At 71.1% G+C, this 25258-nt stretch carries 26 protein-coding genes; 14 read left to right on the forward strand and 12 right to left on the reverse strand.

The genetic code is table 11. The features are described from left to right. Position 1 precedes the first annotated feature (1 nt). From ACWEGE_RS14460 to ACWEGE_RS14470, 3 genes are all read right to left on the reverse strand, one after another. Complete coding sequence (locus tag ACWEGE_RS14460; protein ID WP_449660906.1) at positions 2 to 1273, reverse strand: MFS transporter; 1272 nt, start codon at positions 1271 to 1273, stop codon at positions 2 to 4. Between the two features lie 79 nt (positions 1274 to 1352). Then, positions 1353 to 1859 (reverse strand): flavodoxin domain-containing protein, encoded by a 507-nt coding sequence (locus ACWEGE_RS14465; RefSeq protein WP_449660907.1) that lies wholly within the window; start codon positions 1857 to 1859, stop codon positions 1353 to 1355. Between the two features lie 90 nt (positions 1860 to 1949). Next, on the reverse strand, positions 1950 to 3083 hold the full coding sequence (locus tag ACWEGE_RS14470; RefSeq protein ID WP_449660956.1) for a nitric oxide synthase oxygenase: 1134 nt from the start codon (positions 3081 to 3083) through the stop codon (positions 1950 to 1952). 454 nt (positions 3084 to 3537) lie between these two features. Here ACWEGE_RS14470 and ACWEGE_RS14475 point away from each other — a divergent pair, with 454 nt between their 5' ends. Both ACWEGE_RS14475 and ACWEGE_RS14480 read left to right on the forward strand, forming a co-directional pair. Further along, on the forward strand, positions 3538 to 4563 hold the full coding sequence (locus ACWEGE_RS14475; protein ID WP_449660908.1) for a CobW family GTP-binding protein: 1026 nt from the start codon (positions 3538 to 3540) through the stop codon (positions 4561 to 4563). Positions 4564 to 4631: 68 nt separating this feature from the next. Then, a complete protein-coding gene (locus ACWEGE_RS14480; RefSeq protein WP_449660909.1) occupies positions 4632 to 4886 on the forward strand; it encodes a hypothetical protein in 255 nt (84 codons plus the stop codon). Here the strand turns inward: ACWEGE_RS14480 and ACWEGE_RS14485 are convergent. Further along, on the reverse strand, positions 4883 to 5443 hold the full coding sequence (locus ACWEGE_RS14485; protein WP_449660910.1) for a TetR/AcrR family transcriptional regulator: 561 nt from the start codon (positions 5441 to 5443) through the stop codon (positions 4883 to 4885). The genes ACWEGE_RS14480 and ACWEGE_RS14485 overlap by 4 nt on opposite strands. A gap of 92 nt (positions 5444 to 5535) precedes the next feature. On the opposite strand from ACWEGE_RS14485, the gene ACWEGE_RS14490 reads away from it, so the two are divergent. After that, on the forward strand, positions 5536 to 6666 hold the full coding sequence (locus tag ACWEGE_RS14490) for an MFS transporter (RefSeq protein WP_449660911.1): 1131 nt from the start codon (positions 5536 to 5538) through the stop codon (positions 6664 to 6666). Here the strand turns inward: ACWEGE_RS14490 and ligD are convergent, their stop codons facing one another. Both ligD and ACWEGE_RS14500 read right to left on the reverse strand, forming a co-directional pair. After that, positions 6667 to 7671, reverse strand: coding sequence for a non-homologous end-joining DNA ligase (ligD, locus tag ACWEGE_RS14495; RefSeq protein ID WP_449660912.1), 1005 nt, complete (start codon positions 7669 to 7671; stop codon positions 6667 to 6669). It lies immediately after the preceding gene. Continuing rightward, a complete protein-coding gene (locus tag ACWEGE_RS14500; protein ID WP_449660913.1) occupies positions 7668 to 8786 on the reverse strand; it encodes an ATP-dependent DNA ligase in 1119 nt (372 codons plus the stop codon). The genes ligD and ACWEGE_RS14500 overlap by 4 nt, the downstream gene beginning before the upstream one ends. A gap of 55 nt (positions 8787 to 8841) precedes the next feature. Here ACWEGE_RS14500 and ACWEGE_RS14505 point away from each other — a divergent pair, with 55 nt between their 5' ends. Together ACWEGE_RS14505 and ACWEGE_RS14510 are read left to right on the forward strand one after the other, a co-directional pair. Beyond that, complete coding sequence (locus ACWEGE_RS14505) at positions 8842 to 9348, forward strand: DinB family protein (RefSeq protein WP_449660914.1); 507 nt, start codon at positions 8842 to 8844, stop codon at positions 9346 to 9348. Continuing rightward, on the forward strand, positions 9348 to 10271 hold the full coding sequence (locus ACWEGE_RS14510) for a squalene cyclase (protein WP_449660915.1): 924 nt from the start codon (positions 9348 to 9350) through the stop codon (positions 10269 to 10271). Before ACWEGE_RS14505 ends, ACWEGE_RS14510 begins: the two co-directional genes overlap by 1 nt. Here ACWEGE_RS14510 and ACWEGE_RS14515 read toward each other — a convergent pair. Next, positions 10268 to 11428 carry a DUF1015 family protein gene (locus ACWEGE_RS14515; RefSeq protein WP_449660916.1) on the reverse strand — a complete coding sequence of 387 codons (1161 nt, stop codon included), beginning with the start codon at positions 11426 to 11428 and terminating at the stop codon, positions 10268 to 10270. The genes ACWEGE_RS14510 and ACWEGE_RS14515 overlap by 4 nt on opposite strands. Positions 11429 to 11549: 121 nt before the next feature. On the opposite strand from ACWEGE_RS14515, the gene ACWEGE_RS14520 reads away from it, so the two are divergent. Then, positions 11550 to 13058 (forward strand): MDR family MFS transporter, encoded by a 1509-nt coding sequence (locus ACWEGE_RS14520; protein WP_449660957.1) that lies wholly within the window; start codon positions 11550 to 11552, stop codon positions 13056 to 13058. A gap of 26 nt (positions 13059 to 13084) precedes the next feature. After that, entirely contained in the window at positions 13085 to 14302 is a 1218-nt protein-coding gene (locus ACWEGE_RS14525; protein WP_449660917.1) for a hypothetical protein, read from the forward strand. Between the two features lie 81 nt (positions 14303 to 14383). On the opposite strand, the gene ACWEGE_RS14530 is transcribed toward ACWEGE_RS14525, so the two are convergent. Continuing rightward, on the reverse strand, positions 14384 to 16522 hold the full coding sequence (locus ACWEGE_RS14530) for an ATP-binding protein (RefSeq protein WP_449660918.1): 2139 nt from the start codon (positions 16520 to 16522) through the stop codon (positions 14384 to 14386). 151 nt (positions 16523 to 16673) lie between these two features. Here ACWEGE_RS14530 and ACWEGE_RS14535 point away from each other — a divergent pair, with 151 nt between their 5' ends. Further along, positions 16674 to 17456, forward strand: a complete 783-nt coding sequence (locus ACWEGE_RS14535) for a hypothetical protein (RefSeq protein WP_449660919.1) — start codon at positions 16674 to 16676, stop codon at positions 17454 to 17456. Here the strand turns inward: ACWEGE_RS14535 and ACWEGE_RS14540 are convergent. Both ACWEGE_RS14540 and ACWEGE_RS14545 read right to left on the reverse strand, forming a co-directional pair. Then, the gene (locus tag ACWEGE_RS14540; protein WP_449660920.1) at positions 17453 to 18334 is read right to left on the reverse strand and encodes a TIGR03854 family LLM class F420-dependent oxidoreductase; all 882 of its coding nucleotides are present in this window, start codon (positions 18332 to 18334) and stop codon (positions 17453 to 17455) included. The two genes, ACWEGE_RS14535 and ACWEGE_RS14540, sit on opposite strands and share 4 nt — an antisense overlap. Positions 18335 to 18389: 55 nt before the next feature. Next, complete coding sequence (locus ACWEGE_RS14545; protein ID WP_449660921.1) at positions 18390 to 18827, reverse strand: MarR family winged helix-turn-helix transcriptional regulator; 438 nt, start codon at positions 18825 to 18827, stop codon at positions 18390 to 18392. Positions 18828 to 18912: 85 nt separating this feature from the next. Between ACWEGE_RS14545 and ACWEGE_RS14550 the strand changes: the two genes are divergently transcribed. The 3 genes from ACWEGE_RS14550 to ACWEGE_RS14560 all read left to right on the forward strand — a co-directional run bounded on the left by ACWEGE_RS14550 (position 18913) and on the right by ACWEGE_RS14560 (position 20567). Then, positions 18913 to 19290, forward strand: a complete 378-nt coding sequence (locus ACWEGE_RS14550) for a DUF5313 domain-containing protein (RefSeq protein ID WP_449660958.1) — start codon at positions 18913 to 18915, stop codon at positions 19288 to 19290. Positions 19291 to 19306: 16 nt separating this feature from the next. Next, positions 19307 to 20278: an RluA family pseudouridine synthase gene (locus ACWEGE_RS14555; protein ID WP_449660922.1), complete on the forward strand. Its 972-nt coding sequence runs from the start codon at positions 19307 to 19309 to the stop codon at positions 20276 to 20278. Between the two features lie 175 nt (positions 20279 to 20453). Further along, positions 20454 to 20567 carry an SDR family oxidoreductase gene (locus ACWEGE_RS14560; protein WP_449660959.1) on the forward strand — a complete coding sequence of 38 codons (114 nt, stop codon included), beginning with the start codon at positions 20454 to 20456 and terminating at the stop codon, positions 20565 to 20567. Positions 20568 to 20663: 96 nt separating this feature from the next. On the opposite strand, the gene ACWEGE_RS14565 is transcribed toward ACWEGE_RS14560, so the two are convergent. Next, complete coding sequence (locus ACWEGE_RS14565; RefSeq protein ID WP_449660923.1) at positions 20664 to 20954, reverse strand: hypothetical protein; 291 nt, start codon at positions 20952 to 20954, stop codon at positions 20664 to 20666. Positions 20955 to 21507: 553 nt separating this feature from the next. Next, positions 21508 to 21987: a hypothetical protein gene (locus ACWEGE_RS14570; RefSeq protein ID WP_449660924.1), complete on the reverse strand. Its 480-nt coding sequence runs from the start codon at positions 21985 to 21987 to the stop codon at positions 21508 to 21510. A 211-nt stretch (positions 21988 to 22198) separates the two neighbouring features. Between ACWEGE_RS14570 and ACWEGE_RS14575 the strand changes: the two genes are divergently transcribed. The 3 genes from ACWEGE_RS14575 to ACWEGE_RS14585 all read left to right on the forward strand — a co-directional run bounded on the left by ACWEGE_RS14575 (position 22199) and on the right by ACWEGE_RS14585 (position 24702). After that, complete coding sequence (locus ACWEGE_RS14575) at positions 22199 to 22687, forward strand: hypothetical protein (RefSeq protein ID WP_449660925.1); 489 nt, start codon at positions 22199 to 22201, stop codon at positions 22685 to 22687. 78 nt (positions 22688 to 22765) lie between these two features. Next, a complete protein-coding gene (locus ACWEGE_RS14580) occupies positions 22766 to 23245 on the forward strand; it encodes a hypothetical protein (protein ID WP_449660926.1) in 480 nt (159 codons plus the stop codon). Between the two features lie 485 nt (positions 23246 to 23730). Then, a complete protein-coding gene (locus tag ACWEGE_RS14585) occupies positions 23731 to 24702 on the forward strand; it encodes an NAD(P)-dependent alcohol dehydrogenase (RefSeq protein WP_449660927.1) in 972 nt (323 codons plus the stop codon). The last annotated feature ends 556 nt before the right edge of the window (positions 24703 to 25258 follow it).

A 25258-nucleotide genomic window follows, 5' to 3' on the forward strand; every position in this document is an offset into this window, starting at 1 on the left:
TTCACTTCGAACCCGTCGGCGCGGTCGCCACCGCGGACTCGCCGAACTTGATCCCCTTCGCCTCCTTCCCGATCGCCGTCAAAACCGCCACCGCGATCAACCCCGGCACCACCGTCCACACCAGAGCCGAGGTGTATCCGTGGGACTCCGCGATCGCCTGCTGGATCGGCAGGTTCAGCGCCGCCAGCAGGTTCCCCAGCTGGTACGTCACCCCCGGGTAGAAGCCGCGGATCGCGTCCGGGGACATCTCCGTCAGGTGGGCCGGGATCACGCCCCACGCCCCCTGCACCATGATCTGCATCAGGAACGAGCCCAGCGCCAGCATCCCCGCCCCGTGATCCACCGCGAAGATCGGGATCACCGGGAGTCCCAGCACCGCCGCCGTCACGATCGTGCGGCGGCGGCCCAGTTTCTCCGACAGCGTCCCGAAGGTCAGGCCGCCGATGATGGCTCCGATGTTGTACAGCACCGCTATCCACGTGCTCGTCGCCGCGCTCAAGCCCGCGCCGCCGTTGTCGTGGGCCTTCAAGAAGCTCGGGTAGACGTCCTGGGTTCCGTGGCTCATCCAGTTGAACGCCGTCATCAGCAGAATGAGGTACCCGAAGCGGCGGATCACCTTCGGGTTCACCAGGATGTCCTTCACCGACGTCCGCGTCACCTTCAGCTTTTCGCGCGCGGTCTCCCACACCTCCGACTCGCGGACGCGGGCGCGGATCAGCAGGCTGATCAGCGCCGGGAAGATGCTCAGCACGAAGATCCAGCGCCACGGCAGGCCGAGCGCGGAATGGAACAGCAGGTACGCCAGCGCCGCCAGCAGGTAGCCGATCGAATAGCCGACCTGCAGCAGGCCCGAGAAGAACCCGCGGCGCTCGACCGGGATCTTCTCCATCGCCAGCGCCGCGCCCAGGCCCCACTCGCCGCCCATGCCGATGCCGTAGACGAACCGCAGCACCAGCAGCACCGTGAAGTTCGGGGCGAACGCGCACAGCAGGCCGGCCACGGAGTACAGCACGACGTCGGCCATCAGCGGGATGCGGCGGCCCACGCGGTCGGCCCACAGGCCGAACAGGAGCGCGCCGACCGGGCGCATCACCAGCGTCGCCGTCGTGATGAACGCCAGCTGGGTGGCCGTCGCGCCGAACGAGGCGTCCTTCGCGATGTCCGCCAGCACGAAGACGACGAGGAAGTAGTCGAACGAGTCCATGCTCCAGCCGAGCAGCGCCGCGAGGAAACTGTTGCGCTGGTCCGAGGTAAGCGCTTTCCGATCCGTCACGTTCGCCCCGTTCCGTCGGTTTCCCACCGGAAGACCTCGGGCCCGGTCTATCACCCACCACCCCCGGCGGGCAAGAGGATCAGAGCGCGACGCGGGTGCGGACCCGGCGGCCGACGTCCCGGGCCCACGCCTTGATCCGGTCCCAGTCGCGGAAGTCGCCGGCGCGCCGGCCCGAGGCCAGCAGCTTCGGGATCAGGCCGCGCACGGTCGCCGGGTCCAGCCGGCCACCGAAGGTGGCCGTGCGCTCCGCGTCGATGCGCGCGGCCAGCAGCGCCACGTTCGCCGGCAGGCTGACCTGGTGCGTGGCCGCGCCGGGGCCGCACGGCCCACTGTGGAACAACCACACCGGACGCTCGGCCAGCGCCCGCGCGTTGCGCTCCAGCAGCCGGACGGCCTCCGGCCGCCAGCGGCGGTAGTACAGGGCGCTGCCGACGACGACCGCGGCGTAGTGCTCGACGCCCGCGACGTCGGCGGCGTCGCGCACGTCGACGGTCAGGCCCGCTTCACCGAGTTCGGCGGCGATGACCTCGGCGATCTCCCGGGTTCCGCCGTGACGCCCGGCGTAGGCGACGAGGACTGCGGTCATGCGTTCCATTGTCGGCCCTCCGGGACCGGACTGCCCCGCGGGTTGCGCACGATCCGCCGAACGGGCGCTTCCACGCTACTCTCCGCATCCTCACGGCGGCGGCAGGAAAGCCGGCCGCTCCGTCGGGTCCGGTTCGTCGTAATAGCGGTGGAAGACCGCGGTCTGCCCACCGGAAATCGGCGGCACGATCCAGCTCCACTCCGCGGGGCACCGGCGCCCGGCCCGCTCCTCGCGTTCCAGGTGGGACAGGAACCGGTGGGACTCGGTGTGGTGGTCGGCCATGGTGACGCCGGCCGCGTCGAAGGAGTGCTGCACCGCCAGCGTCAGCTCCACCAGCGCCCGGTCGCGCCACAGCGTGCGCTCGGACGCGGTGTCCAGGCCCATCAGCTCGGCGATGACCGGCAACAGGTCGTAGCGCTGCTCGTCGGCCAGGTTCCGGGCGCCGACCTCGGTGCCGAGGTACCAGCCGTTGAACGGCGCGGCCGGGTAGGTGACGCCGCCGATCTCCAGCGGCATGTTGCTGATCGCGGGCACGGCGTGCCAGCGCAGCCCCAGCCCGGCGAACCAGCGGTGGTCGGGGTGGGTCAGCGGCACCTCCAGGACGGCGTCCGGGGGCAGCGTGAACAGCCGCGGCTCGCCGGGCGTGGCCTCGATCAGCAGGGGCAGGACGTCGAAGGAGCCCCTTCGTTCCGGCGGCCGCCAGCCGAGTTCCCGCACCTGCTCGGTGAACTCGGTGTAGCGCGGGTCGCCGAGGACCGAGCCGTCTTCGAAGCGGTATCCGGCGTAGCGGATGAGCTGCTCGTTGTGGATGCGCGGGCCGGGCGCGTCCGGGGTGTCCGGCGCGAACACCGTGACCGTCGGCCGGATCCGCCCGCCCCGGGTGGCCTGGCGCAGGTGGGCGACGCACTCGCCGGCGATCGCGGCGGGGTCGGTGACCCGGCGGCGGTCCCGGATCCGCAGGCTGCGCCAGTACAGCCGGCCGATGCAGCGCGCCGAGTTGCGCCACGCGATGCGCGCGCCGTACGCCAGCTCGGCAGGGGTGTGCCGGTAGGTACCGGTTTCCATGATTTCCGCACGCACCTGCGCCAGCCGGTCCTCGAACCGCGCGCCCTCTTCCGCCGCGCCTTCGGCGAACATCCGGTCCAGGAATTCCTCCGCTTCGGCGGAATTGACGCTTTGCTCTTCCGACACGCGCTGGGGGTAGAGCGGCAGCGAGGCCGTCACCCGCTCGGGTGTAACGGTCACCGCGGTTCCCCACTCTCCGAAATCGCGATCTGCAGCCCGACGAAAAGATTCACCGTTCCTCCGAGGGTCGCCGACGACACTGCCCGCCGAAGTCCCCACTGCCCTGGGAACTCCGGCCAGGCGGGGGAGGATACCCCACGTTCCGCGAAGCAGGGCTCCGCCAGTCGGGAACGACTTCCCGACCATCCCGGAATACCGGCGAACACCGCGTCCCCGCTGAAAAAATAACTGCTACCAAGCGTTATTCGGACATGGCGCAGCGCGTTTTCCGTCAATCGATCACTGCGGGCGGGCAAAGCGCCGTGATCCTTTTCCGCCTGCCGCCGTTCGTCTTTTCGTGGGCATTCGTCGAGCGGCCTTCACCGGGGGCGGCCACCGGTGTACGCGCGCCCGCGTTAGAGTCGCGGTGATCGGCAGAGGAGGAACGGTTTTCGTGAAGGCCAGGCGCATCCCCGTGGTCCTCGTCGCCGGGTTCCTCGGCGCGGGCAAGACGACGTTGCTCAACCACCTGCTCGCCAACCGCGAGGGCGCCCGGGTCGGTGTGGTGGTCAACGACTTCGGGCAGGTGAACGTCGACGCGCTCGCCGTCGCGGGCCAGGTCGACACGATGGTCTCCCTCGGCAACGGCTGCCTGTGCTGCGCGGTCGACGCGCGCGGGCTGGACGCGATGCTCGCCAAGCTGTCGAGCGCCGAGGCGGGCATCGACGTCATCGTCGTCGAAGCCAGCGGCATCGCCGAGCCCCGGGACCTGATCCGGCTGATGATCGCCAGCGAGAACCCGGACATCCGCTACGGCGGGCTGGCCGAGGTCGTCGACGCCGCCGAGTTCGAAGCCGCCCGCGAACGGCACCCCGAGCTGGCCGACCACCTGCGGCTGGCCGACCTCGTGGTGCTGAACAAGGCCGACCGGGTGCCCGCCGAAGCGCTCGCGAAGCTCACCGCGACCGTCGAAGAGCTCTCCCCTGGCCGCCCGCTGCTGGTCACCGAGCACGGCCGGGTCGACCCGCGGCTGTTCTTCGACCCGGAACCCCGCGGCGAGCGGGCCGGGCAGCTGTCGTTCGACGACCTGCGCGAGGACGACCACGACCACGCACACCACCTGCACGCCGAGTACCAGACGGTCACCTTCACCGCCGAGACGCCGCTCGCGCCGCGCGCCTTCGTCGACTTCCTCGAGCGGCGGCCGGCCGGGCTCTACCGGATGAAGGGCCGGGCCGACTTCGGCCCGATCGGCCCGAAAGCGCGCTTCCACCTGCACACCGTCGGCGGGTTCGTGCAGCTGGAACGCTCGGCCTGGCCGCCGGGCGAGCCGCGGCGCACCGAGCTGGTGCTGATCGGCGCCGGCCTGGACACCGACGCCGTGCTGGCCGACCTGGGCCGCTGCCTGGCCGAAGACCCCGGCACCGTGGACGAACGCGGCCTGCTGCACATCCTGCGCTACTTGCCCGACGAGGCCTGACCGCGCCGCCACGCCGAAGATCGGCAAATGCGCTCCCGTCGGGGCCCTCGCGACGGACACTGACCGCCATGACGACCACCGCGGTGAGCGCACCACGCTGGTACCTGGTCGGCGTGCTGCCCGAAGACGTCCCCCTGGCCCACCTGATGACCCGCTCCGGCGACCTCCGGTACCGGCGGTCGGCCTGCGGGGCGCGGGAGTCCCGCAGCTGGAAGCCCGTGGACCTGACGACGTCCGAGCTCGCGCCGTGCCCGGCGTGCGTCGCGACCCTGTCCGGCATCGGCGAGGACCGGGGCCAGCTCGCGCTCGACCTGGAGGTCTAGGCGGTCAACGCGCGCGCGAGCCGCTTCGCCGTGTCGAACGGCTGCGAGTTCCCGGCGACCACCGACGTGACCGCCGCCCCCTCCAGCAGCAGCATCAGCTCGTCGGCCAGGGTGCCGGCCCGCGCGGGTTCGTGGCGCTGGAGCTGCGCCCGCAGGTAGCCGTGCAGCGCGGTCTTGTGGTGCCGGACCACTTCGCGAACCGGATCGGCGCGGTCGGGGAACTCCGAGGTCGCGTTCAAGAAGGCACAGCCCCGGTGACCGTCGCGGGCAAGCCAGGCTTCGTAGGCGTCGAAGACCGCCAGCACCCGTGCCCGCGGATCGGGGTGCGCGGCGGTGATCCGGTCGATTTCCTCCTGCCACCGCCGGTCACGCTCCCGCAGGTACGCGACGACGAGCCCGCTCTTCGACCCGAAGTTGCCGTAGAGGGCCGCCTTCGTCACCCCGGCCTCGGCCGCCACCGTGTCGACGCCGACGGCGTGGATGCCGTCGCGGTAGAACAGCGTCGAGGCGGCCTTGAGCACCTTCGCGCCCGCATCGCCGGGACGGGTCCGGCCCACAGCACTCCTCCGAACAGGTCGGTATGCGTGTTTACCTGCGGTGATCCTACCATCGCTTGACAGCAGACAGACCTGTCTGTTCGGTGGGGTTGATGGCGACGGGAACGAAGACGGACAGCTGGTGGTCCACGGCCGCGGTCGGCGCGGCCGTGATCGCCCTCTGCTACGGGTTCGCGCGCTACGCGTACGGGCCGTTCGTGCCGCGGTTCACCGAGACGTTCGGGCTGACGACGGTCGGCGCCGGCGTGCTCGGCGGCCTCTCCACCGCGGGGTACGGCCTCGGCTTGCTGCTGGCGCCGAGAACGTCCGCGCGGTCGGCGCGCGGCACCGTGCTGCTGGCCGCGATGGCGGCAACCGCCGGGCTCGCGCTCATGGCGCTCGCCCCGCACGTCGCGGTGTTCGGCGCCGGGATCGCCGTCGCGGGTGCCGGCGCAGGGCTCGTCTCGCCGGGTGTCGCGCAGCTGATCGGCGAGACGGCCGGGGCGCGCACCCGCGACCGGGCGCAGACCTGGGCCAACACCGGGACCGGCCTGGGGCTGGCCGCGTCGGCGTTCACTCCCCTGCTGGCCTTCGGCTGGCCGGTGATCTGGGCCGCGTTCGCCGCCCTCGGCGGGGCGGTGACGTTCCTCGCGTGGCGGACGTTGCCCCGGGGACCCGCCGGGGCGCCGGCGGACACCGGTCCGGTCCGCGGGACGGTTCCGCTGGTGGTCAACTCCGTCCTGATCGGCGTGACGAGCGCGCCGTACTGGACGTTCTCCACCTCCCGGCTCGCCGAAACCGGGCTGAGCCCGGTGGCCGCGACCTGCTGCTGGGCCACGATCGGCGTGGCCGGGCTGCTCGGCGGCCTGGCGGGCCGGGCGGCCGGGCGCGCGGGCCTGCGGACGGTCAGCCTCGTGACCTGGACCCTGGCGGCCGCGGGGATCGCGCTCCTCGCGCTGCCGCACCCCGGCGTGCCCGTCGCCCTGCTGTCCAGTGCACTCTTCGGCGGCACCTACATGGCGCTGACCGGGCTGTGCATCCTGTGGGCGGCCCGCCTGGCCCCGGAACGGCCCGCGCGGGGCATCACGTGGTCCTTCGCCGGGCTCGGCGCCGGCCAGACGGTGGCCTCCCCGCTGGCCGGCGCGGCGGCTGCGGGCCTCGGATCCGCGACGGTGTTCGGGCTGACCGCCCTGGTGGCGCTCCTCGCGTGGACCCAGCTCCACCCACGCCTCGCGCCGCCCTGATCACGCCTTCTTCGCGCGGCTGGGCGCCACCCGCGGCGGCTCGTTGGGCATCTTCGGGTACACCGGCGGCCACGGCGCGTCCATCAGCCCCGCCGCCAGGTCGCGTTCGGACATTTCCAGCAACGGCTCGATCGACTGCGGCCGCTCCCCCGCGCCGGCCCACGGATCGCCGCGCTCGGCCACCCGCGCGGGCACCGTGCTGAGGGTCAGCTTGTCCGGCTCCACGGTGGCCAGCTCGTCCCAGCCGATCGGCGTCGACACCTGGCCGCCGACGCGCGGGCGCACGCACCAGGTGCCGAACACCGTCTTGTGCGGGGCGTTCTGGTTGAAGTCGACGAACACGCGCGTGCCGCGTTCTTCCTTCCACCACTGCGCGGTGATCTTCTCCGGGTGACGGCGTTCGAGCGCCCGCGCCAGCGCGACCGCCGCGGCCCGCACCTGGAAGCTGTCCCAGCGCGGCTCCACCATCACGTACAGGTGCAGCCCGCGCGATCCCGACGTCTTCAGGTGGCCTTCGATGCCGTGCTCGGCCAGGAACTCCCGGGTCAGCACCGCGGCCTCGCGCAGTTCGTCGAAGCCGATGCCGGGCGACGGGTCGAGGTCGACGCGCAGTTCGTCGGTGACCTCGGGCGTGTCGGCGAGGTACGGCCAGACGTGGAAGCCCAGGCAGCCGAGGTTCACCGCCCACAGGATGTGGGCCAGGTCCTTCGCCACCAGCGCGTCGCTCGTCGTGCCGTTCGGCGTCGAGACGACGGTGGTGGTCAGCCACGGCGGCGCGCCCTTCGGGACGCGTTTCTGGAACCAGTTCTTGCCGCCGGCGCCGTCCGGGTAGCGCTCCAGCAGCAGCGGACGGCCGCCGAGCCGGGCCAGCAGCGGCCCGGAGATCGCCCGGTAGTACTCGACGAGGTCCAGCTTCGTCTCGCCGCGCTCCGGGAAGTACACCTTGTCCGGGCTGCTGATCTTGACCTCGACGCCGTCGATGTCGAGCAGGACCGCCCCGCTCATCGCGCCTCCCCGAACAGCTTCGCGAGCTCGGCGGGCGGTGCCTCGTCGAGCTGGGCATACGTGCACGACTCCGGCGTGCGGTCGGGGCGGAAGCGGACCAGCCGCCCGCCGTGCCGGAACCGGCCGCCCTGCAGGTGCTCGTAGCGGACTTCCGCCACCCTCTCCGGGCGCAACGGCTCCCAGGACAGATCCTTCTGCGGGGCCCACCGGCTGTTCGCGCCCGGTTGCCGCCCCGGCTCGGGCTCGTACCCCGCCGACGTGCTCTTCTCCGCGGAGGCGGCATGAGACTCGGCCCAGGACCGCCACGGGTGGTTTTCGAGCGCGTTCTCGCGCAGCGGCGCCAGCTCTTCGACCAGCTCGGCCCGCCGGGCCTTGGTGAAGCTGCTGGCCACCCCGACGTGGTGCAGGACGCCCTCGTCGTCGAACAGGCCCAGCAGCAGCGAGCCGACGCCGACGCCGTCCTTGTGCCAGCGGAAGCCGGTGACGACGCAGTCGGCCGTGCGCTCGTGCTTGACCTTCAGCATCACTCGCTTGTCCTGCTCGTACGGCAGGTCGCCGGGCTTGGCCATGACGCCGTCGAAGCCCGCGCCCTCGAACCGGGTGAACCAGTCCTCCGCCTGCGCCGGGTCTTCGCTCAGCGGGGTCAGGTGGACGCGCTGCAGGCCTTCGGCGCTCGTGGAAAGCACGCTTTCGAGCTGCTTGCGCCGCTCGCGGAAGGGCTGCTCGGTGAGGTCCGTGTCGCCCAGGGCGAGCAGGTCGAAGGCGATGAAGCTGGCCGGCGTCTCCTCGGCGAGCTTGCGCACGCGCGAAGCCGCCGGGTGCAGCCGCAGCTGGAGCACCTCGAAGTCGAGCCCCTGCGGCGTGACCAGCACGATCTCGCCGTCGACGACGCAGCGGGGCGGCAGCGCGGCGGCCAGCAGCTCCACCAGCTCCGGGAAGTAGCGGGTGAGCGGGCGGTCGTTACGGGAGCCGAGCTCGATCTCGTCGCCGTCGCGGAACACCACGCAGCGGAAACCGTCCCACTTGGGCTCGTACAGCAGCCCCGGGGCACGAGGTACCTCGTGCACCGCTTTCGCGAGCATCGGCCGCACCGGCGGCATGACGGGCAAGTCCACGAGCGCGAGCTTAAAACACGGGTACGACATTTCCCGGCGTGATAGACACTCCCGCGTGACCACTGAACGTCCCGAACCGCCCCTGACCGGGGGCGAGCGCGAAATGCTGCGCACCTTCCTCGACTTCCACCGCGCCACCCTCGCGATGAAGTGCGACGGACTGTCCGACGAGGACCTCCGCCGGGCTTCGAGCCCGCCGTCGACCCTGTCGCTGCTCGGCCTGGTCCGGCACATGGCCGAGGTCGAGCGCACCTGGTTCCGGCGGGTGATCAACGCCGAGGACGTCCCGCTGGTGTGGTCGGGCGAAGGCGACTACCAGGCCGCCTACGACGCGAGTTCCTCGACGCGCTCCGAAGCCTTCGACGCGTGGCAGGCCGAGGTCGAACAATCGCGCAAGATCGAAGAAGCGGCCGAGTCGCTGGACGTCACCGGCCACCAGCCGCGCTGGGGCGAGGACGTCTCGCTGCGGCTGGTGATGCTGCACATGATCCACGAGTACGCCCGCCACAACGGCCACGCGGACTTCCTGCGCGAGGCGATCGACGGCGTCACGGGGGCCTGATGGACCTGCTCGCCTGGTTGCGCGATTCCGACCCGGCCCTGCGCTGGCAGGTGGAGCGCGACCTGGCGGGCGAGCCCCCGGAGGTCTGGGAAGCGACGCGGGCGCGGGTCGCCTCAGAGGGGTTCGGTGCCCGGCTGCTGGCCGTGCAGGACCCCGACGGCCGGTGGGCGGGCGGCGCGTACTTCCCGGCGGGCTTCCGCGGGGACGAACCCCAGCCGTGGACGGCGACGACGTGGTCGCTGAACGCCCTGCGCGAATGGGGTCTCGACGCCGCGGCCCTGCGCGGCACGGCCGAGCGGCTCGCCCGGAACTGCCGCTGGGAGTACGACGACCTGCCGTACTGGGACGGCGAAGTCGACTGCTGCATCAACGCCTGGACCCTGGCCAACGGGGTGTGGCTGGGCGCGGACGTCGGCGGCATCGCCGGGTGGTTCGCCGAGCACCGGCTCCCCGACGGCGGCTGGAACTGCGAGTGGGTCGAGGGCTCGAAGCGCTCGTCGGTCCACTCGACGCTCAACGTGCTCAAGGGCCTGCTCGCCCACGAAGCCGCGACCGGCGGCACCCCGGAGTCCCGGGCGGTGCGCCTCGCGGGCGAGGAATACCTGCTGGAGCGCGGCCTGTTCCGCCGCCTGTCCACGGGCGAGCCGATCGGCGCGTGGGTGGCGGAGTTCGGCTACCCGTTCCGCTGGCGCTACGACGTGCTCAACGCGGCTTCCTACTTCCGCGACGCGGGCCGTCCGGACGACCGGCTGGCGGGCGCGATCGCGCTGGTCCGCGCGGCCCGGCAGCCCGACGGGACGTGGCTGCAGCAGCGGACGGACACCGGCCGGGTGTGGTTCGACGTGGACGTCCCGGCCGGGCAGCCGTCGAAGTGGCTGACGCTGTTCGCCACCCGGGTCCTGAACTGGTGGGACGCCCGCTAAAGCTCCGCCAGCAGGAGCCCGCTGCGCGGCTTCGGCGTGAAGTAGGTGGCCTTGCGCGGCATCCGGCGGCCGGACGCGTGCACGGCCAGCACGTCGGCGTAGCTCACCGGCGCCAGCAGCACCACCGCGTCGGCGTCCGGCGGGAGCGGGCGCCCGGCCGGGAGCGGGCGGACGCACGGCCCGTCCGGGTCGACCCCGAGCGCGCTCGCGAACAGGACCCGCTCGACGACCTCGTGGTCGATCACCGGCCACGGCCCGTCCGCGGCCGGGAGCGGCACCCGCAGCACGGCCCCGCCGGCGCGCACCACGGCCTCGCCGGCGACCGGCACGGCGTGCTCGTCGTAGCGGACGTCCAGGCCGGCCGCGCACCAGCGCGTCACCAGGTCCTCCGGGCCGAGTCCGGTGCCGGTGAGGACGCGGTGGATCGCGCCGATCTCCAGCGCCGGCCCGGCGGTGACCAGGGCGAGCAGGGCACCGTGGCCGGCCGCCGCCGCGGCGGCCACGCGGTGGTTGCCGTCGGCGACCAGCAGGTCCGTGGCCGCGACCGCGACCAGCAGGCGGCTCTGCAGCGGCCCTTCGGGCACCACCCACAGGTCGTGGCGCCGCCCGGCCGCGTCCGAAGTGGACAGATCGGGCAGGCCGAGGCCGGCGCAGGCCTGCTCGACCTGCGCGGTCAGCTCCGGGCCGCCGGCGGCCGGGACGAGCATCGCCGCGCTCGTCGCGCAGCCAAGGCCGGCGAGCACCGCGGCCCGTTCGGTGACGACGTCGGGGTAGACGTCCTCGGTGTGGCGGACGCGCGCGGCGCCGTCGTCGGTCACGGCCGCCGGGTCGACCAGGCAGAGCAGGCCGAGCGCCACGCCGTCCGGCCCTTCCACGCGGTAGGGCGCGACGACGTCGCGCACCGGCCGGTAGAACCGCTTGCGGAGCCGTTCGAGCACGGCGCGGGCGACCGGGACGGCGGCCGTCAGGTCCAGGCCGCGGGCCAGGGCGGCGGGCGTGCGGGCGGGGTGCTGCACGGCCAGCAGGCTGTCCGCGCCACCGGGCGCGGCCAGCGCGGCGATCACGCGCTCGGGCTCGGCGAACTCGTCGACGTCGGGGCCGGGGACCGCGTCGCGGACCACCCAGCCCCGCCCGATCGGCCGGATCCAGTCGCTCATCCTGACCATCTTGCGCCACCGGCGGCCGGAAATTCGCTGGGGCCGGTGCCGCCCGGATGGAATGCTTAGGACTGCAAAGCAGTTGACTCCGGTCATGACCGTTTCGAGGAGCACCCCGCCGATGACGACGTCCGCCGCCACCACGGGGGTCGGCTTCCGGTCCGAACGCGGCCCGGTGCTGATCGCGGTCATGCTCAGCACGGCGCTGGTCGCGCTGGACAGCACGATCATCGCGACCGCCGTCCCGTCGGTGGTGCGCGACCTCGGCGGCTTCGCGCAGTTCCCGTGGCTGTTCTCGATCTACCTGCTCACCCAGGCCGTGACGGTGCCGCTGTACGGCAAGTTCGCCGACGTGCTCGGCCGCCGTCCGGTGATGTTCTTCGGGATTGCGGCGTTCCTGGTCGGCTCGGTGCTGTGCGGCGCGGCGTGGAGCATGCCGGTGCTGATCGCCGCCCGCGCGGTCCAGGGCATCGGCGCCGGTGCGATCCAGCCGATGTCGATGACGGTGATCGGCGACCTGTACACGGTGGAGGAACGCGCGCGGGTGCAGGGGTACGTGGCCAGCGTGTGGGGCGCGGCTTCGGTGGTCGGCCCGACCCTCGGCGGGGTGTTCGCCGAGTACCTGGACTGGCGCTGGATCTTCTTCATCAACCTGCCGCTGGGCGCGATCGCGGCGTGGATGCTGTTCCGCGGGTTCACCGAGCGCGTGGAGCGCAAGCCGCACAAGGTCGACTACCTGGGCGCGAGCCTGCTCACGGTCGGCTGTTCCCTGCTCATCCTCGGCCTGCTCGAAGGCGGCGTCGCGTGGGCGTGGGGGTCGGTGCCGAGCGTGGCGATCTTCGTCTCGGGCGCGGTGCTCCTGGTGGCGTTCGTGCTGGTGGAGAAGCGCGCGGCGGAGCCGGTGCTGCCGCTGTGGGTGTTCACCCGCCGGGTCCTGGTGGGCGGCAACCTGGTGGCGGTGGTGGTCGGCGCGGTCTTGATGGGCCTGACGTCGTACCTGCCGACGTACGCGCAGGGGGTGCTCGGCGCGGGCGCGCTGGTGGCCGGGTTCGCGGTGGCGGCGCTGACGGTGGGCTGGCCGATTTCGGCGTCCCTGGCGGGCAAGATCTACCTGCGCATCGGCTTCCGCGACACGGCGTTGATCGGCAGCGTGTTCATCATCGCGGGCGGGGTCCTGGTGGCCCTGCTGGGCGCGGGGTCGTCCCTGTGGGCGGCGGCGTTCGCGGCGTTCGTCCTCGGCATCGGCCTGGGCCTGGCGGCGAGCCCGACGCTGGTGGCGATCCAGTCGGTGGTGGGCTGGGACCGCCGCGGCGTGGTGACGGCGACGAACCTGTTCAGCCGCTCACTGGGCAGCGCGGTCGGGGCGGCGGTGTTCGGGGCGATCGCGAACGCGACGCTGGCTTCGCGCTTCGCTTCACCGCCACCGGGAGTGGGCCCGCTCCCGCCCTCGGTGGACGCGACCAGCCTGGTACTGGGCGGCGGCCACGCCGACTCCGCGGCGGCGGTGTTCGTGCGCGGGGCGCTGGCGGATGCGACGCACTACGTGTTCCTGGGGTTGTTGGCCGTGGCCGTGCTGTCGGTGGGGGCGTTGTTGCTCATGCCGCGGAAGACCGAGCAGCTGGAGTTCTAGACCGATTCGCCGTCCGGGTGGCCACGATGAACGACGAAGACGACCGGCACTGGGCGACCCGGCTCGGCAAGTCCGTGCTGGTCCTCGCCCCCCATTCCGTCGCGCTCGGCCGCCTCGGGGATCTCCTTCCGCTCCTCGAAACCGATCACCGGACGCAGCGGGTGTACGCAGTGCCGGAGGACGGTGAGGACCGGCCCGATGCCGCCGATCTCATCCGGGGCCGGGGCGAAGTCCTCCTTTCGGCGCAGCAGGCCGAGCAGACCACCCACGGCCTCGTTCTCGCCGCGAGCACCCGTGGCCTCGACCGGGTGCGGGGCCCCGCACTGCTGGTTCCCCACGGTGGGGGCCTCGGGCAGTACCGCCCCTGGCGCACGGAGGCAGCCGGCAAGCTCGTGACCGGCCTGGACCCCGCCCAGCTGATGCCGGCCGGGCGGGTGCGCGCCGACCGGATCGCGCTCACTCACGTTCGCGAGCTGGACCTCCTCGCCGAGACCTGCCCGCAGGCCGTTCCGCACGCCGTTGTCGCCGGGGACATCGCGTTCGATCGGCTCGTCGCGAGCACGCCCTACCGGGAGCAGTACCGGGAGGCACTGGGCGTCACCGACGACCGGGAAATCATCCTGGTCACGGTGACCTGGTCTCCTCGGTCGGGGTTCGGCATCGAGCCGGACGTCTTCCGGCACATCGTCGACGCGGCCCGATGGGACGGCTTCCTGGTGGTCGCTTCCCTCCACCCGCAGATCTGGTCGCAGCACGGCGCCGGTCAGGTGCTCGGCTGGCTTTCGGACGCCATCGAGGCCGGGCTCGTGGTGCTCGCTCCGCACACCGACTGGCGCGGCGCGGTCGCCGCCGCCGGCTACGTGATGGCCGACTACACCTCCGTCGGCCCGTTCGCGGCCGGGTTCGGGACGCCGGTCCTGCGGATTCCCCACGGCCCGCAGCCGCTGCTGCCCGGCACTCCGGCCGCGGTGCTGGCCGAACACGCTCCGCTGTGGGACGCGACGCGACCGCTGCTGCCCCAGCTCCGCGCGGCGGCCGACCGGCAGTGCTGCGGGCTCGGCGCCCGCATCGCCGGCCTGCTGACCTCCTGCCCCGGACAGGCCGGCCGGATCCTCCGGAAGACCATGTACGACCTGCTCGGCCTGACCGAACCGGCACGAGCGGTCCTCGTCCCCCCGGCGCCACTCCCCCGCCCGGTTTCCCGGCCGGCGGTCCCGCTGCCACGAACCCGGTCGCCCGGGTGACGAACCGCGCCCCTGCGCCGGACCCGGATCCTCGCTCCCACCGGACGCGACCGGTGTGCGACGTCGGCGACGTCCTCACGCTCATCCACCGAGTTTCCGGGCTTCTCCGTCGCCGAGGTAGCGCTGCAGACGGGCACGGACCCGGTCCACCTGCAGCCCACCGACCTGCTCGTACAGCCGCAGTGCCTCGGTGAGGTAGCCGCCCGCCACTGACGGGTCGTCGCCGCACTCGGCCACGTCGGCGAAGCCGACCAGGACGTCGGCCTGGTAGAACGACGATCCCGAGTCCGCCAGCACCTTCCGCGCGTGCTCCAGGAGCCGCGTCGCCGAAGCGAGGTCGCCGCCGCGTGCGTCCAGGCGGGCGAGGCCCACCAGCACCTTCGCCTCGTCTTTCTCTTCCTCGAGGCCGGCGAACATCCGGCGAGCGAGTTCGAGGTGCTCGGCCGCTTCGCCGTCACGATCGGCCTTCGCCAGCACGTCGCCGATCCGGCGATGCCGCCGCGCGACGTCGCGGTCGATGCCGAGTTCCTCTGCGATGGCCAGGCTGCCGGTGTAGGACGAAATCGCCGCGAGCAGGTCCCCGCGGCCTTCGGCAGCCATGCCCAGCTGGTCCAGTGCCACCGATTCGAGGTGCCGGCTCCCTGCCACCCGCGCCAGTTCGAGCGCGCGGCGGCATTCCTGCTCGGCCGCCTCGAACCGGCCCAGGTCCAGGTACGCGCGACCCAGCTGGCAACGCAGCCTTGACTCCGCGACAGCGTTCCCGCAGCGCTGCGCCGCGGCGATCCCGAGTTCGTGCGAGCGCAGCCACCGGGGGAAGTGCTTCCGGTGCAGGAACAGCTCCCACAACGCCTCGCACAGCTGCCACGCCACCTCGCAGTGCCCCTGCGCCTCTGCTGCTTCGAGCACCGCCAGTACGTTCGGCAACTGCTCGTCGAGCCAGTCGAGGGCGGCCCTCCCCGAGCCGAACGCGGGCGGCGTGGTCCGGTACTGCTCGCAAACCGGGCTGATCCGCCGACGGGTCGGGATGACGACCAGGTTCGCCCGCGTCATCGCGTGCAGGTACCAGGTCGCGACCCGCGGCACGACCTCGGCGCGGTCGTCGTCGCGCTGGGCGCGGGCGTGCAGCCGGACGAGGTCGTGGAAGCGGTAGCGCAGCTCGTCGACCTCCTCCAGGAGGCTCGCGTCGACGAGCAGCTGGAGGTCTTCGGCGGGGTCGGGCAGCTCGGTCGCCGCCGCCGCCACGTCGACGCCGAACGACGGGCCCGGGAACTCGCCCAGCAGCCGGTACAGCTTCGCCGCCGGGTCCGGCAGCGCCCGGTAGGACCAGTCGAACATCGCCGCTACCGAGGCGTCTCCCTCCGCCGACAGCCTTCGCAGCCGCGAGCGTTCGTCACCCAGCTCGGCCACCACCCGCGCCACCTGCCACCGGGGCCGGGACGCCAGCCGCGCGGCCGCCACGCGCAGCGCGATCGGCAGCCGTCCGCACAGTGCAGCCAGCTCGGCGACGTCGTCGAGCTCGCCGGCGACCCGGCTCGGCCCCACGGCGCTCACCACCAGCTCCACGGCGTGCGGCTGGGAAAGCGGGGACACGTCGAGGAACCGCGCGCCCTCGGAAACCAGCCCGTCGAGCCGCAGCCTGCTGGTCACCACCACCGTGCAGCCGGGCGACGCCGGGATCAGCGGCCGGACCTGGGCCGCCGAGAAGGCGTTGTCCAGCACGACCAGCAGCCGACGGCCGGCGGTCATCGTCCGGAACAACGCCGCCTGCTCGGCCAGGTCGGGCGGGACGCGCTCGGGCGCGACCCCCAGCGCGCGCAGGAACGCCCCGAGCGCCTCGTCCGGCAGCACCGTGGCCCCCGCCGAGAACCCCCGCAGATCGGCGTAGAGCTGGCCGTCGGGATAGCGCTCCACGTGCCGGCCGCCCCAGGTGACGGCGAGCGCGGTCTTGCCCACTCCGCCTGGCCCGATCAGCACGGCGAGCGGGGGCTGACCGCCGGTTTCCTGCCCGGCAACCTCGTCCAGTGCCGCGAGTTCGTGGGCCCGGCTCGTGAAGTGCGAGGGGGCAGGCGGCAGCTGCCGGGGCACCGGGTGCAGCGATCGCGGGCCGGCGATCCAGACGTCGCCGGTGATCGTCCCGGCCTGGAGCACCACCCCGGTCGCGTCTCCGTCGATGTGGTTCTGCACTTCGGCCGGTGATGCGGCACCGTTCCGAGACGTCATCCGAGAACTCCCGCCCAGACTCGAACCTCTCTGTTTACCTGTCCCCCGCGCGCGACGGCACGGGAAGCGGGGGAATTACCTCGAACGTACGAGATCCGCGGGCCGGCCGTCCGTCAGAATCAGGGGCCCCGGCAACCAGGAAGGCCCGACCTTGTCCGTCGACGAACTCCCGCCCTACCGGGCCCTGCTGGTGGTCGACACCAAGGGGTTCGGCAGCAGCTCCGGCGCCACCCAGGCGATGGTGGCCGCCGCCATTCCCGATGTTCTCTCCCAGGCGTTCGCCCGCGCCGGGCTGCGGGAAGTCTGGGAAACCGCCCTGTTCCCGCACGGCACCGGTGACGGTTACGGCCTCGGCTTCGACCCGCGGTTCCTGCCCGCCGTGGTCAGCCGGTTCTTCGACGAGCTGCAGGCGGTGCTCGCCGAGCGGGACGCGCGGCTGCGGTCGGTCGCGCGGTCGGTCCGCCTGCGGATGCGGGCGAGCCTCAACGTCGGCCCGATCCTCGAACCGGATCCGGGCACGACCTCCGCCGCCGCGCTCGGCACTGCCGTGATCGCCACGCACCGGCTGCTCGACGCCGCCCCGGTGCGGGCGGTGCTGGAACGCTCGGACCCCGACCAGACGTTCCTGGTGGTGGCGCTCTCCCAGCGGGTGTTCGAAGACGTGCTGGCCGGCGGATACGCGAAGCTCCCGGCGTCGAAGGTGGTGCCGGCGGAGGTCTCGGTCAAGGAGTACCGCGGCACGGTCCACCTCTACGTCCCGAACCCGAGCGGGGACCTGCTGCGCCACGGCGCGGGCGGCGACCACGCGGAGGAGCCGGCCGAGGCCCTCGTCCCGCCGGCGGCGCCGGGCGGCACGACGAACACCATCACCGGAACGGTGAGCGGGACCGCGTTCCAGATCGGCCAGGTCCACGGCGGCCTGACCCACCGCTAGTTCTGCAGCGGCACCAGCTCGGCCAGGAACTTCTCCAGGAAGCCGTCGAAGTCGGCGTGCGCCGGCCGGATCACGAACTTCGACAGGCCGGCTTCGATGTGCTGCTCCACCAGCTGCCGGGCGGCCGGCCAGCTCGTCGCCACCAGGTCCGTCAGCGGGGCGCCGGGGCTCCGGCGGGCCGCCACCGCCGCGAGCTCGTCCGGGATCCCGCGGTCGGCGACCGCGAGGCTGAGCCCGAAGTGGTCCTCTTCGATCTCGCGCCCCGCCTCCGCCGCGGCCCGCTGGATCGCGACCCGGGCGTCGCGGGCCTGCGACGGCGTGTGGAAACTGCCCAGCCAGCCGTCCGCGAGACGACCCGTGCGGCGCAGGGCCGCCGGGGCCGATCCGCCCAGCCAGACGTCGAGGCGTTTCTGCGGGCGCGGGCCCAGCCGGACGCCGTCGACCCGGAAGAACTCGCCGTCGAAGGAGACGTCGTCCTCCTCCAGCAGCCGGCGCAGCAGCACGAGCGACTCGTCGAACACCGCGGCGCGGCGGCCCGCCGGCACCGGGAACAGGCCGGTTTCGGCCGCGCGGGCCGGCCGGAGGCCGAACACCGGCAGGACGCGCTTGGGCGCGAGCCCGGCCAGGGTGCGCAGCTGCTTGGCGACCAGGACCGGGTGCCGGCCCGGCAGGATCGCGACCCCGGTGCCGACCTTCAGCCTCGACGTCCGCGCCAGCGCGTGCGCCATCCCGATCATCGGGTCGACTTCGGGCGAATAGACGAGCTCGGACAGCCACAGCGAGTCGACGCCGGCGTCCTCCAGCCGCGCCGCCAGCCCGGCGAACTCCGCCGGGCCGGTCCCGGCCGCGGGCGCGACGCCCAGCCTGATCTTCAGCAAGGTTCCTCCCGGAAGGGCTCCTCCGGGAGCAACGCGCCGGACGGCCGGGAATTCCTCAGGCGGTCGCGTCGATGACCCTGGTCAGCACGCCGTGCAGGGTTTCCAGCTCGGAGACGTCCATGCCGAGCGTCTCGACCACCTTGTACGGGATCTTCTCCGCCTCCGCCCGCAGCGCCCGGCCGGTCTCGGTCAGTTCGACCATCAGCAGGCGTTCGTCCGAGCGGCTGCGGGTGCGGGTCACGTACCCGAGCGCCTCCAGCCGCTTGAGCAGCGGCGACAGCGTCGCGGGCTCGTGGCGCAGGGCCGCGCCGAGGTCCTTGACCGACCGGGGCGACCGCTCCCACAGCGCCAGCATCACCAGGTACTGCGGGTGGGTCAGGCCGTGCGGCTCGAGCAGCGGCCGGTAGATCGCGATCACGCTGCGCGAAGCCACCGACAGCGCGAAGCACACCTGCCGGTCCAGCTTCAGGGGGTCCTCACCCAGGTCGATCATGTCCCGATCCTACTGTGTCGTCCATCGCGCTAATGATTAGTGCACTAAGCATTAGTGTACTATCGAACTCATGGAACGACCCCACGTGCTCCGCTGGTTCGGCTACGCCGTCGGCGTGCGGCTCCCGGAGCGCTACAACGACTGGGCGCTGCACGACGCGACGTCGAAGCACTGGCGCGCGCGGTACGTGCTCCAGCGGTCGGTCGGCATCCTGCCGCTGTGCGCCGTGTGGCTGCTGCTGCCCGGCTCGATCTGGCTGCGGCTCTCACTGGTCCTGATGGCCGCCCTGGTCGCGTACTTCTACTCGTGCGCGTACATGGAGGAGAGCGTGGAGCACCGGCTCGGCCGGCAGGGCTTCGCGCACAACACCGGGCGTCGCATCCGCGCCGAGGCCGCCGAAGCGAAGAACGCCGAGGCGACCGCCCGTTACCTCGCGCGCTACCGGACGCCGTCGGAGGGTTAGTTACAGTCGGGGGACGATGAGACGCAAGCTCCGCCCGCCGATCCCGCCCCGCCACGGGCTCGACCCCGCCCGGCTCAAGCTGCCCGACGGCGAGTGGCCGACCCTGCTGGCACACCTGGTCGAGCGGCTGCCCCGCGTCGCACCCGGCCGCATCGAGCAGATGCTGCGCGAGGAACGCATCCACGGCACCGACGGCCCGCTCGGCGTCGACACGCCGTACGCGCCCGGCTCGTTCATCTGGTTCCACCGCGATCTGCCCGACGAGGTGCCGGTGCCGTTCGCGATCGACGTCGTGCACCGCGACGAACACCTGCTCGTCGTCGACAAACCGCACTTCCTGGCGACCATCCCGCGCGGGCAGCACATCCTGGAGACGGCGCTCGTGCGGCTGCGCCACGACCTCGACCTGCCGCACCTGTCCCCCGCGCACCGCCTCGACCGCGTCACCGCGGGGCTGGTGATGTTCGTGATCACCCCCGAGCTGCGAGGCAGGTACCAGACGCTGTTCCGCGACCGCCGGGTGCACAAGGAGTACGAAGCGATCGCGCCGTACGACCCGGCGCTGACCCTGCCGAGGACCGTCCGCAGCCGGATCGTCAAGGACCGCGGCGTGCTGGCCGCGCGGGAAGTGCCGGGCGAACCGAACGCCGAGACCTACGTCGAGCTGCTCGAACACCGCGACGGGCGCGGCCGGTACCGGCTGGTCCCGTCGACCGGCCGGACCCACCAGCTGCGCGTGCACCTGAGCAGCCTCGGCGTCCCGATCCTCGGCGACGACTTCTACCCGGAGCTGCGCGAGAAGCCGCTGGGCGACTTCACGAAACCCCTGCAGCTGCTGGCCAGGGTCCTCGACTTCGACGACCCGCTGACCGGCGCCCACCGCCGCTTCACCAGCCGCCGGCGGCTGTCGGCCTGGGACGACTTCGACACCTGGGCGGCGTCCCCGCCCGGGGACGCCGCCGCCGACGTCACTTGCGCCAGAACTTAGGACATCGTTTTCCGAGCTGACACCTCTCGTGGTCAGATAGGGCCTGACCTGCATTTTCGTGCCGGTTGAGGCTGGCTGGAGCCGATCCGGACCGGACGTGTGACGGCCTGGCTTCCTGCCGCTCCCGTGCGCATACGGCCCGCCGACTACCCGAAGGCCACGGCAGAGAAGCGGCCTGTGGGGCAGGCCCGAGGACATCGCACACGCGGCGCTCCCGCTGCTCTTCGCCGGCTCGTCCTTCACCACCGGCGCGATGGTGCACGCCGACGGCGGCTACACCGCGCAGTGACCCATCACCGGGATCACCCAGTGAGGGCGCTTCGATGAACGGACCGCGACATCGCGCCTGTGCACCCTGCATTCGAACGGGAGTACTCGCATGGCGTCAACACCGAAGAGCCACTAGGGCAGACGACGCAAGCATCCCCATCGACAACCGGCTCGCAGCCAGTTCGCTCCGCACCGGCCCCACGACACCGTCGGCGCCCTCTACGCCGCGCAGCCTGACCTTGACGACGATCTCGCCATCGCGGCCGCCGAGAAGCTCGTCATCCAATGCGATCGTGCGCCGGAACGCCACCGCGCCGCGCTCGAAGCCGGGGCCGACAGACACCTCGTCACGGGACGGAGCACAGATACTGGTATGGAACCAGGATGACGGCTCGGAACGCGCCACCCTCACAGGTCACACCCAGCCGGTCTCTGCGATAGTGGCGACCGAGGTCGACGGCCGCCCGATCGCTGTCATCGCCAGTGACAACGGAACCATTAGTGTGTGGGACCTGATTAGCTACACCGAAATCGAAGTCATCGACTAATCTGGGTTCCCGACCGACAATCTATGCTTAAGGCCAGGTCCCACGCTCGCCTTTCAAGCAGGCTGGGATGTGATTGTTCTTTCGGCGAAGCAGTAGACTACTCAGTGTTCCACGCTCACCAGTGCTGAAGATCTGATAGCCCTCCAGCAACAAATGGCGAACACAGCCCGCCGCTGCGAAGTCACCAACCGCACCCGCCTATCGCGACCGCACGCGCCCATGCCGACGAGGGGCTCCCAATGGTACGGCGCCCACGGCTCGCAGGTCCCCGGGCGGCCGAACCCTTGAAGCCTGCCGGAGGCAGACCAAACACCTTACCGCTCTGCCGAATGACAGCCCGGCTGGCCGCCCACAGCAGGTAGTTAACTCACTACATCCAACTTCAACTCGGACCCCAAGTGTCGAAAATGATCAGTCCGCAACATCAGGAAGCAGTCGAATCGCCACAAATGGAAGATGAAGCTCTTTGCGAGCAGCTTCGATAAAGCGCTCAAATGCAGCCGCAGCACCCTTTCTGGCATCATTCCAATCATTCAGGTTAAGTTGGATCTCTTGGACTTTGTGGAAAATCTTCGTTACCTCGTGATCCAGCAACAAAGAGCTCTCGATGACGTTAGTCGATCCATGCAGCCAAACTGCAGCCAGCGCATTGTCCCAGGTTTTGTCTTGGCGGGCGCGGTCCGTGATCTCAGCAAGCGCGCTGGTGCCGGGTTCCGCCAGCGCCGCCCCGCGGATGTGCTCGTAAACCTGACTAAATGCCTCAGCAAGTCGCTGATAGCTCTGCGTCGTCTGATCTCGTCGCCATCGCAACGACTCAGACTTCCCGTCCCAAAACCGCCCGATGATGATCCCAAGCAAGCCCGCCAATGCGGCCATCACGACTGCAGCCATGGTTACCCTCCAGATTTGCTCTCGCCACCTTTCATCGAGAACGATATGCCCCCACTGGACCAAGGCTCACCTGACACAAGCCGCCGACTACGGGCCTTTCCCGGGCCGGAACCATACCTTGGCGACGACGGCGTACTGACGTAAGCGGTGATCAAGATTGGCCGCAATGGCACCATCGTGACCTCCGCCCCTACACGACGCCCTACGCCAGTTGATCAAGCAATGCCGCGACGTCCGGCTGTCCTTACCACTCGAGGAGACACTGGCGCTGCTCGACCGAGGTCTGTCCGACCATGAGGTCGCCGACCGCCTGCACAAGTCGAAGCGGACGATCGAGGAACACAAGCGCAAGATCCTCGAGCCGTTCGGCGAACAGATGGAGAACCGCCAACGCGGCTTCGGCGACCTGCGCCCCGAGTACGGCGTCGGCCCCAGTGATCTCGTCAACGACCAGCCCGGCCACCGGCCTCCGAGGGGATTGCTCAGACGAGCGTTGTCCTGGCTGAACCCGAGCGAAACAAGAGCAAGCGACGTGCCTGATTTTACGGCCATCTCACGTCAAGGTCCGGAGAACCGGGGCAACGCCAGGGTGCCCGGACAACCGTCGGAAGCTCATCTGGGTCGACGCGCTCCGGCGCCTCGCGGAACTCACATTACCGCTCAAACGTCCTCTTCTGCCGACGAGCGTGTTTCCGGGTGACGCCAGGTATGCCGGATCCCCGTCGGACATCCCGATGCCCGCCGGCCCACGTGATCTGATAAGAACAAGAATGAGGACATGGGATATCAGCTGCAGGCAGCCATCGCCACCGAGCCTGTCCTCCGGACGCTGGCGGGCACGGTAGAGGACTCATGCATCGTTCCGCTCACCCCGCACCTTCGCTTACTCCCGATGACCGACGCCTTGTTCGACGCGGTCACCGTCGCCGGAGCGGCCAAGCTCGAATTGTTCTGGAAAATACCCGCTGGGTTCGACCGTGCCTTGGCCGCTTGTTCAGCGGGCGGTCCCGTGGCCTACGTCGAGGCTGACTACTTCGGCGGGACTGGAACCCAGTCAGCACAGGTATGGGACGGCAGTCAGGTAGTGCTCGGCCCCCTGCACCTACCCGCGGGGAAGCCGATACCGGCCGAGGGCAGTCCCATCTCCCGGGCGCTTCGGTGGCTTGGCGTGGTCGAAGGCGAGCACTTCGATGAGTTCGATGCCGCAGGCCTTGGGCGCCATCGCGAAACAAGCGGCTGGCTCCCGCTCACGAGTTGATCGGCACGACGCACTCTCATGCCGCAGAGCGTGCGCCTCGGCAAGCGGCGCGCGGCAGCACAACGCAGGGACTGGCCGCGCGACCGACATAGCTCGTCAGTGCGGGTTGCGGCCGCAAGGCACCGCTCGACTCAAGGCTTCTCGTGGTGCGCGGCGAGCGCGATCGGCGCACCAGCAGCGCGGGCTCGGGCAGCGGCGCGACGCCCGACGAGTGAGGGCGGGTGACCAGTCGGCTGCCGCGCAGGCCGGCGGTCAGCGCGATACACCGCTCGACCGGCGCCAGCCCCGGCCGCAGTGGCGGCGGCGATGAGCGGACTGGTCAGGTCAGCCAGCGAGCCGTCCGGGTGCCGGAGCGGTCGCGCGCTCCCGGCTGAGCGGTTTCCGGGACGCCTTCGCTGCCACCGAACTCTTCGTACCCTTGCCCGGACCTTACAACGTATGGTTACCTTACACAGTAAGGTGAGGCAGGCGCGAGAGGGTTTCGCATGAAGGCTGCGGTGCACACCAGGTACGGTCCGCCGGAGGTCGTTCGGATCCGCGAGGTCGACAGGCCGGCGGTCCGGAACCGGGACGTGCTCGTCCGGGTGCACGCGACGACGGTGAACCGGACGGACTGTGCCTACCGGGCGGCCAGGCCCTTCTTCATGCGACTGCTCACCGGCATCGCCCGGCCTCGGCAGACGATCATGGGAACCGAGTTCGCCGGGGAGGTCGAGGCGGTCGGCCGTGGTGTCACGTCCTTCTCGGTCGGCGACCGGGTGTTCGGGTACAACGAGGGCGCGTTCGGCGCGCATGCCGAGTACCTGTCGGTGCCGGAAGACGGGTCGATCGCGACCGTGCCGGCAGGCGTGACCTTCGAACAGGCCGCTCCCAGCACCGAAGGGGCGCACTACGCGCTCGCGGCCATCAGGCACGCGAGAATCCGGGCTGGGCAGGACGTCCTCGTCTACGGCGCGACCGGTGGGATCGGCTCGGCGGCCGTGCAGTTGCTGAAGAGTCTCGACGTCACCGTGACCGCGGTGTGCGCCACGGAGAGCCTGGCGCTGATGAAACACCTGGGCGCGGACCGGGTCGTCGACTACACAGCCGGGGATTTCACCGAGGACGAGCAGACCTACGACGTGGTGTTGGACGCGGTGGGCAAGAGCACATTCGGCCGCTGCAGACGCCTGCTCAAACCCGGCGGGGTGTACCTGTCCTCGGAGCTGGGGCCCTGGGGTCAGAACCTCATGCTGGCATTGGTCACTCCGCTGCTGCGCGGCAAAACGGTGAAGTTCGCGTTCCCGCGGGACAACCAGGCCATCGTTCGCCACCTGCGGGAGTTGATCGAGTCCGGGGCCTTCACGCCGGTCATCGACCGTCGGTATGCGCTGGACCAGATCGTCGATGCCTACCGGTATGTGGAGACCGGACAGAAAATCGGCAACGTCGTGATCACCATCGCGCAGCGGGACTGACCAACGGCCCCGGAAGGTGTCCTGGCGCCAGAGCAACACCAGGACATGGGACGCAATGCCGTCGCCCTGTTCCCCAGTACCGCCGCCCACCTCGACGGCGCCCGATCGGCGGACGTCACGTAGCCCACCGACTTTCGTCATCGCGCACCCCCTCCGGACCACATTCGCCGACGAACATCCGGCCATGACGCGGTGAGGACGCTTGTCAAAGCGTAGAATGAGAGTCGATCGTGTCCGGCTGACGGGCTGGCCTCACAGACGTTCTGACGGCAGCCCCGGGGACACGATGGACACCATGATCGCAGCAACTCACCGGGAAGGTAACGCGCCCCGAGCGCGAACCTGCCGCACATGTGAACCGAGCTGAGCGCCAGGCGCAGCCGTCTGCGACGAGCCTCAAAACAGGCCCGCGCAGGCCTGCCTGCGACGACCTCTCACCAATTAACGTGGAGCAACCTAGAGCACAGCCACGGCGCCAACCGCATCCAACTGCACAGGACCGCGCTCAACGGCAGCCAACTGCACCACGCGACCAGCAGGGTCTCCATAACCGCAG

It is taken from the genome of Amycolatopsis sp. NPDC004747, assembly GCF_053601335.1.

Coding starts and splice junctions, on each gene's coding strand:
- ACWEGE_RS14465 (WP_449660907.1), bottom strand. CDS start 1,859: ATGACCGCAGTCCTCGTCGCCTACGCCGGGCGTCACGGCGGAACCCGG.
- ACWEGE_RS14480 (WP_449660909.1), top strand. CDS start 4,632: ATGACGACCACCGCGGTGAGCGCACCACGCTGGTACCTGGTCGGCGTG.
- ACWEGE_RS14490 (WP_449660911.1), top strand. CDS start 5,536: ATGGCGACGGGAACGAAGACGGACAGCTGGTGGTCCACGGCCGCGGTC.
- ligD (WP_449660912.1), bottom strand. CDS start 7,671: ATGAGCGGGGCGGTCCTGCTCGACATCGACGGCGTCGAGGTCAAGATC.
- ACWEGE_RS14510 (WP_449660915.1), top strand. CDS start 9,348: ATGGACCTGCTCGCCTGGTTGCGCGATTCCGACCCGGCCCTGCGCTGG.
- ACWEGE_RS14515 (WP_449660916.1), bottom strand. CDS start 11,428: ATGAGCGACTGGATCCGGCCGATCGGGCGGGGCTGGGTGGTCCGCGAC.
- ACWEGE_RS14520 (WP_449660957.1), top strand. CDS start 11,550: ATGACGACGTCCGCCGCCACCACGGGGGTCGGCTTCCGGTCCGAACGC.
- ACWEGE_RS14525 (WP_449660917.1), top strand. CDS start 13,085: ATGAACGACGAAGACGACCGGCACTGGGCGACCCGGCTCGGCAAGTCC.
- ACWEGE_RS14530 (WP_449660918.1), bottom strand. CDS start 16,522: ATGACGTCTCGGAACGGTGCCGCATCACCGGCCGAAGTGCAGAACCAC.
- ACWEGE_RS14545 (WP_449660921.1), bottom strand. CDS start 18,827: ATGATCGACCTGGGTGAGGACCCCCTGAAGCTGGACCGGCAGGTGTGC.
- ACWEGE_RS14555 (WP_449660922.1), top strand. CDS start 19,307: ATGAGACGCAAGCTCCGCCCGCCGATCCCGCCCCGCCACGGGCTCGAC.
- ACWEGE_RS14570 (WP_449660924.1), bottom strand. CDS start 21,987: ATGGCTGCAGTCGTGATGGCCGCATTGGCGGGCTTGCTTGGGATCATC.
- ACWEGE_RS14580 (WP_449660926.1), top strand. CDS start 22,766: ATGGGATATCAGCTGCAGGCAGCCATCGCCACCGAGCCTGTCCTCCGG.
- ACWEGE_RS14585 (WP_449660927.1), top strand. CDS start 23,731: ATGAAGGCTGCGGTGCACACCAGGTACGGTCCGCCGGAGGTCGTTCGG.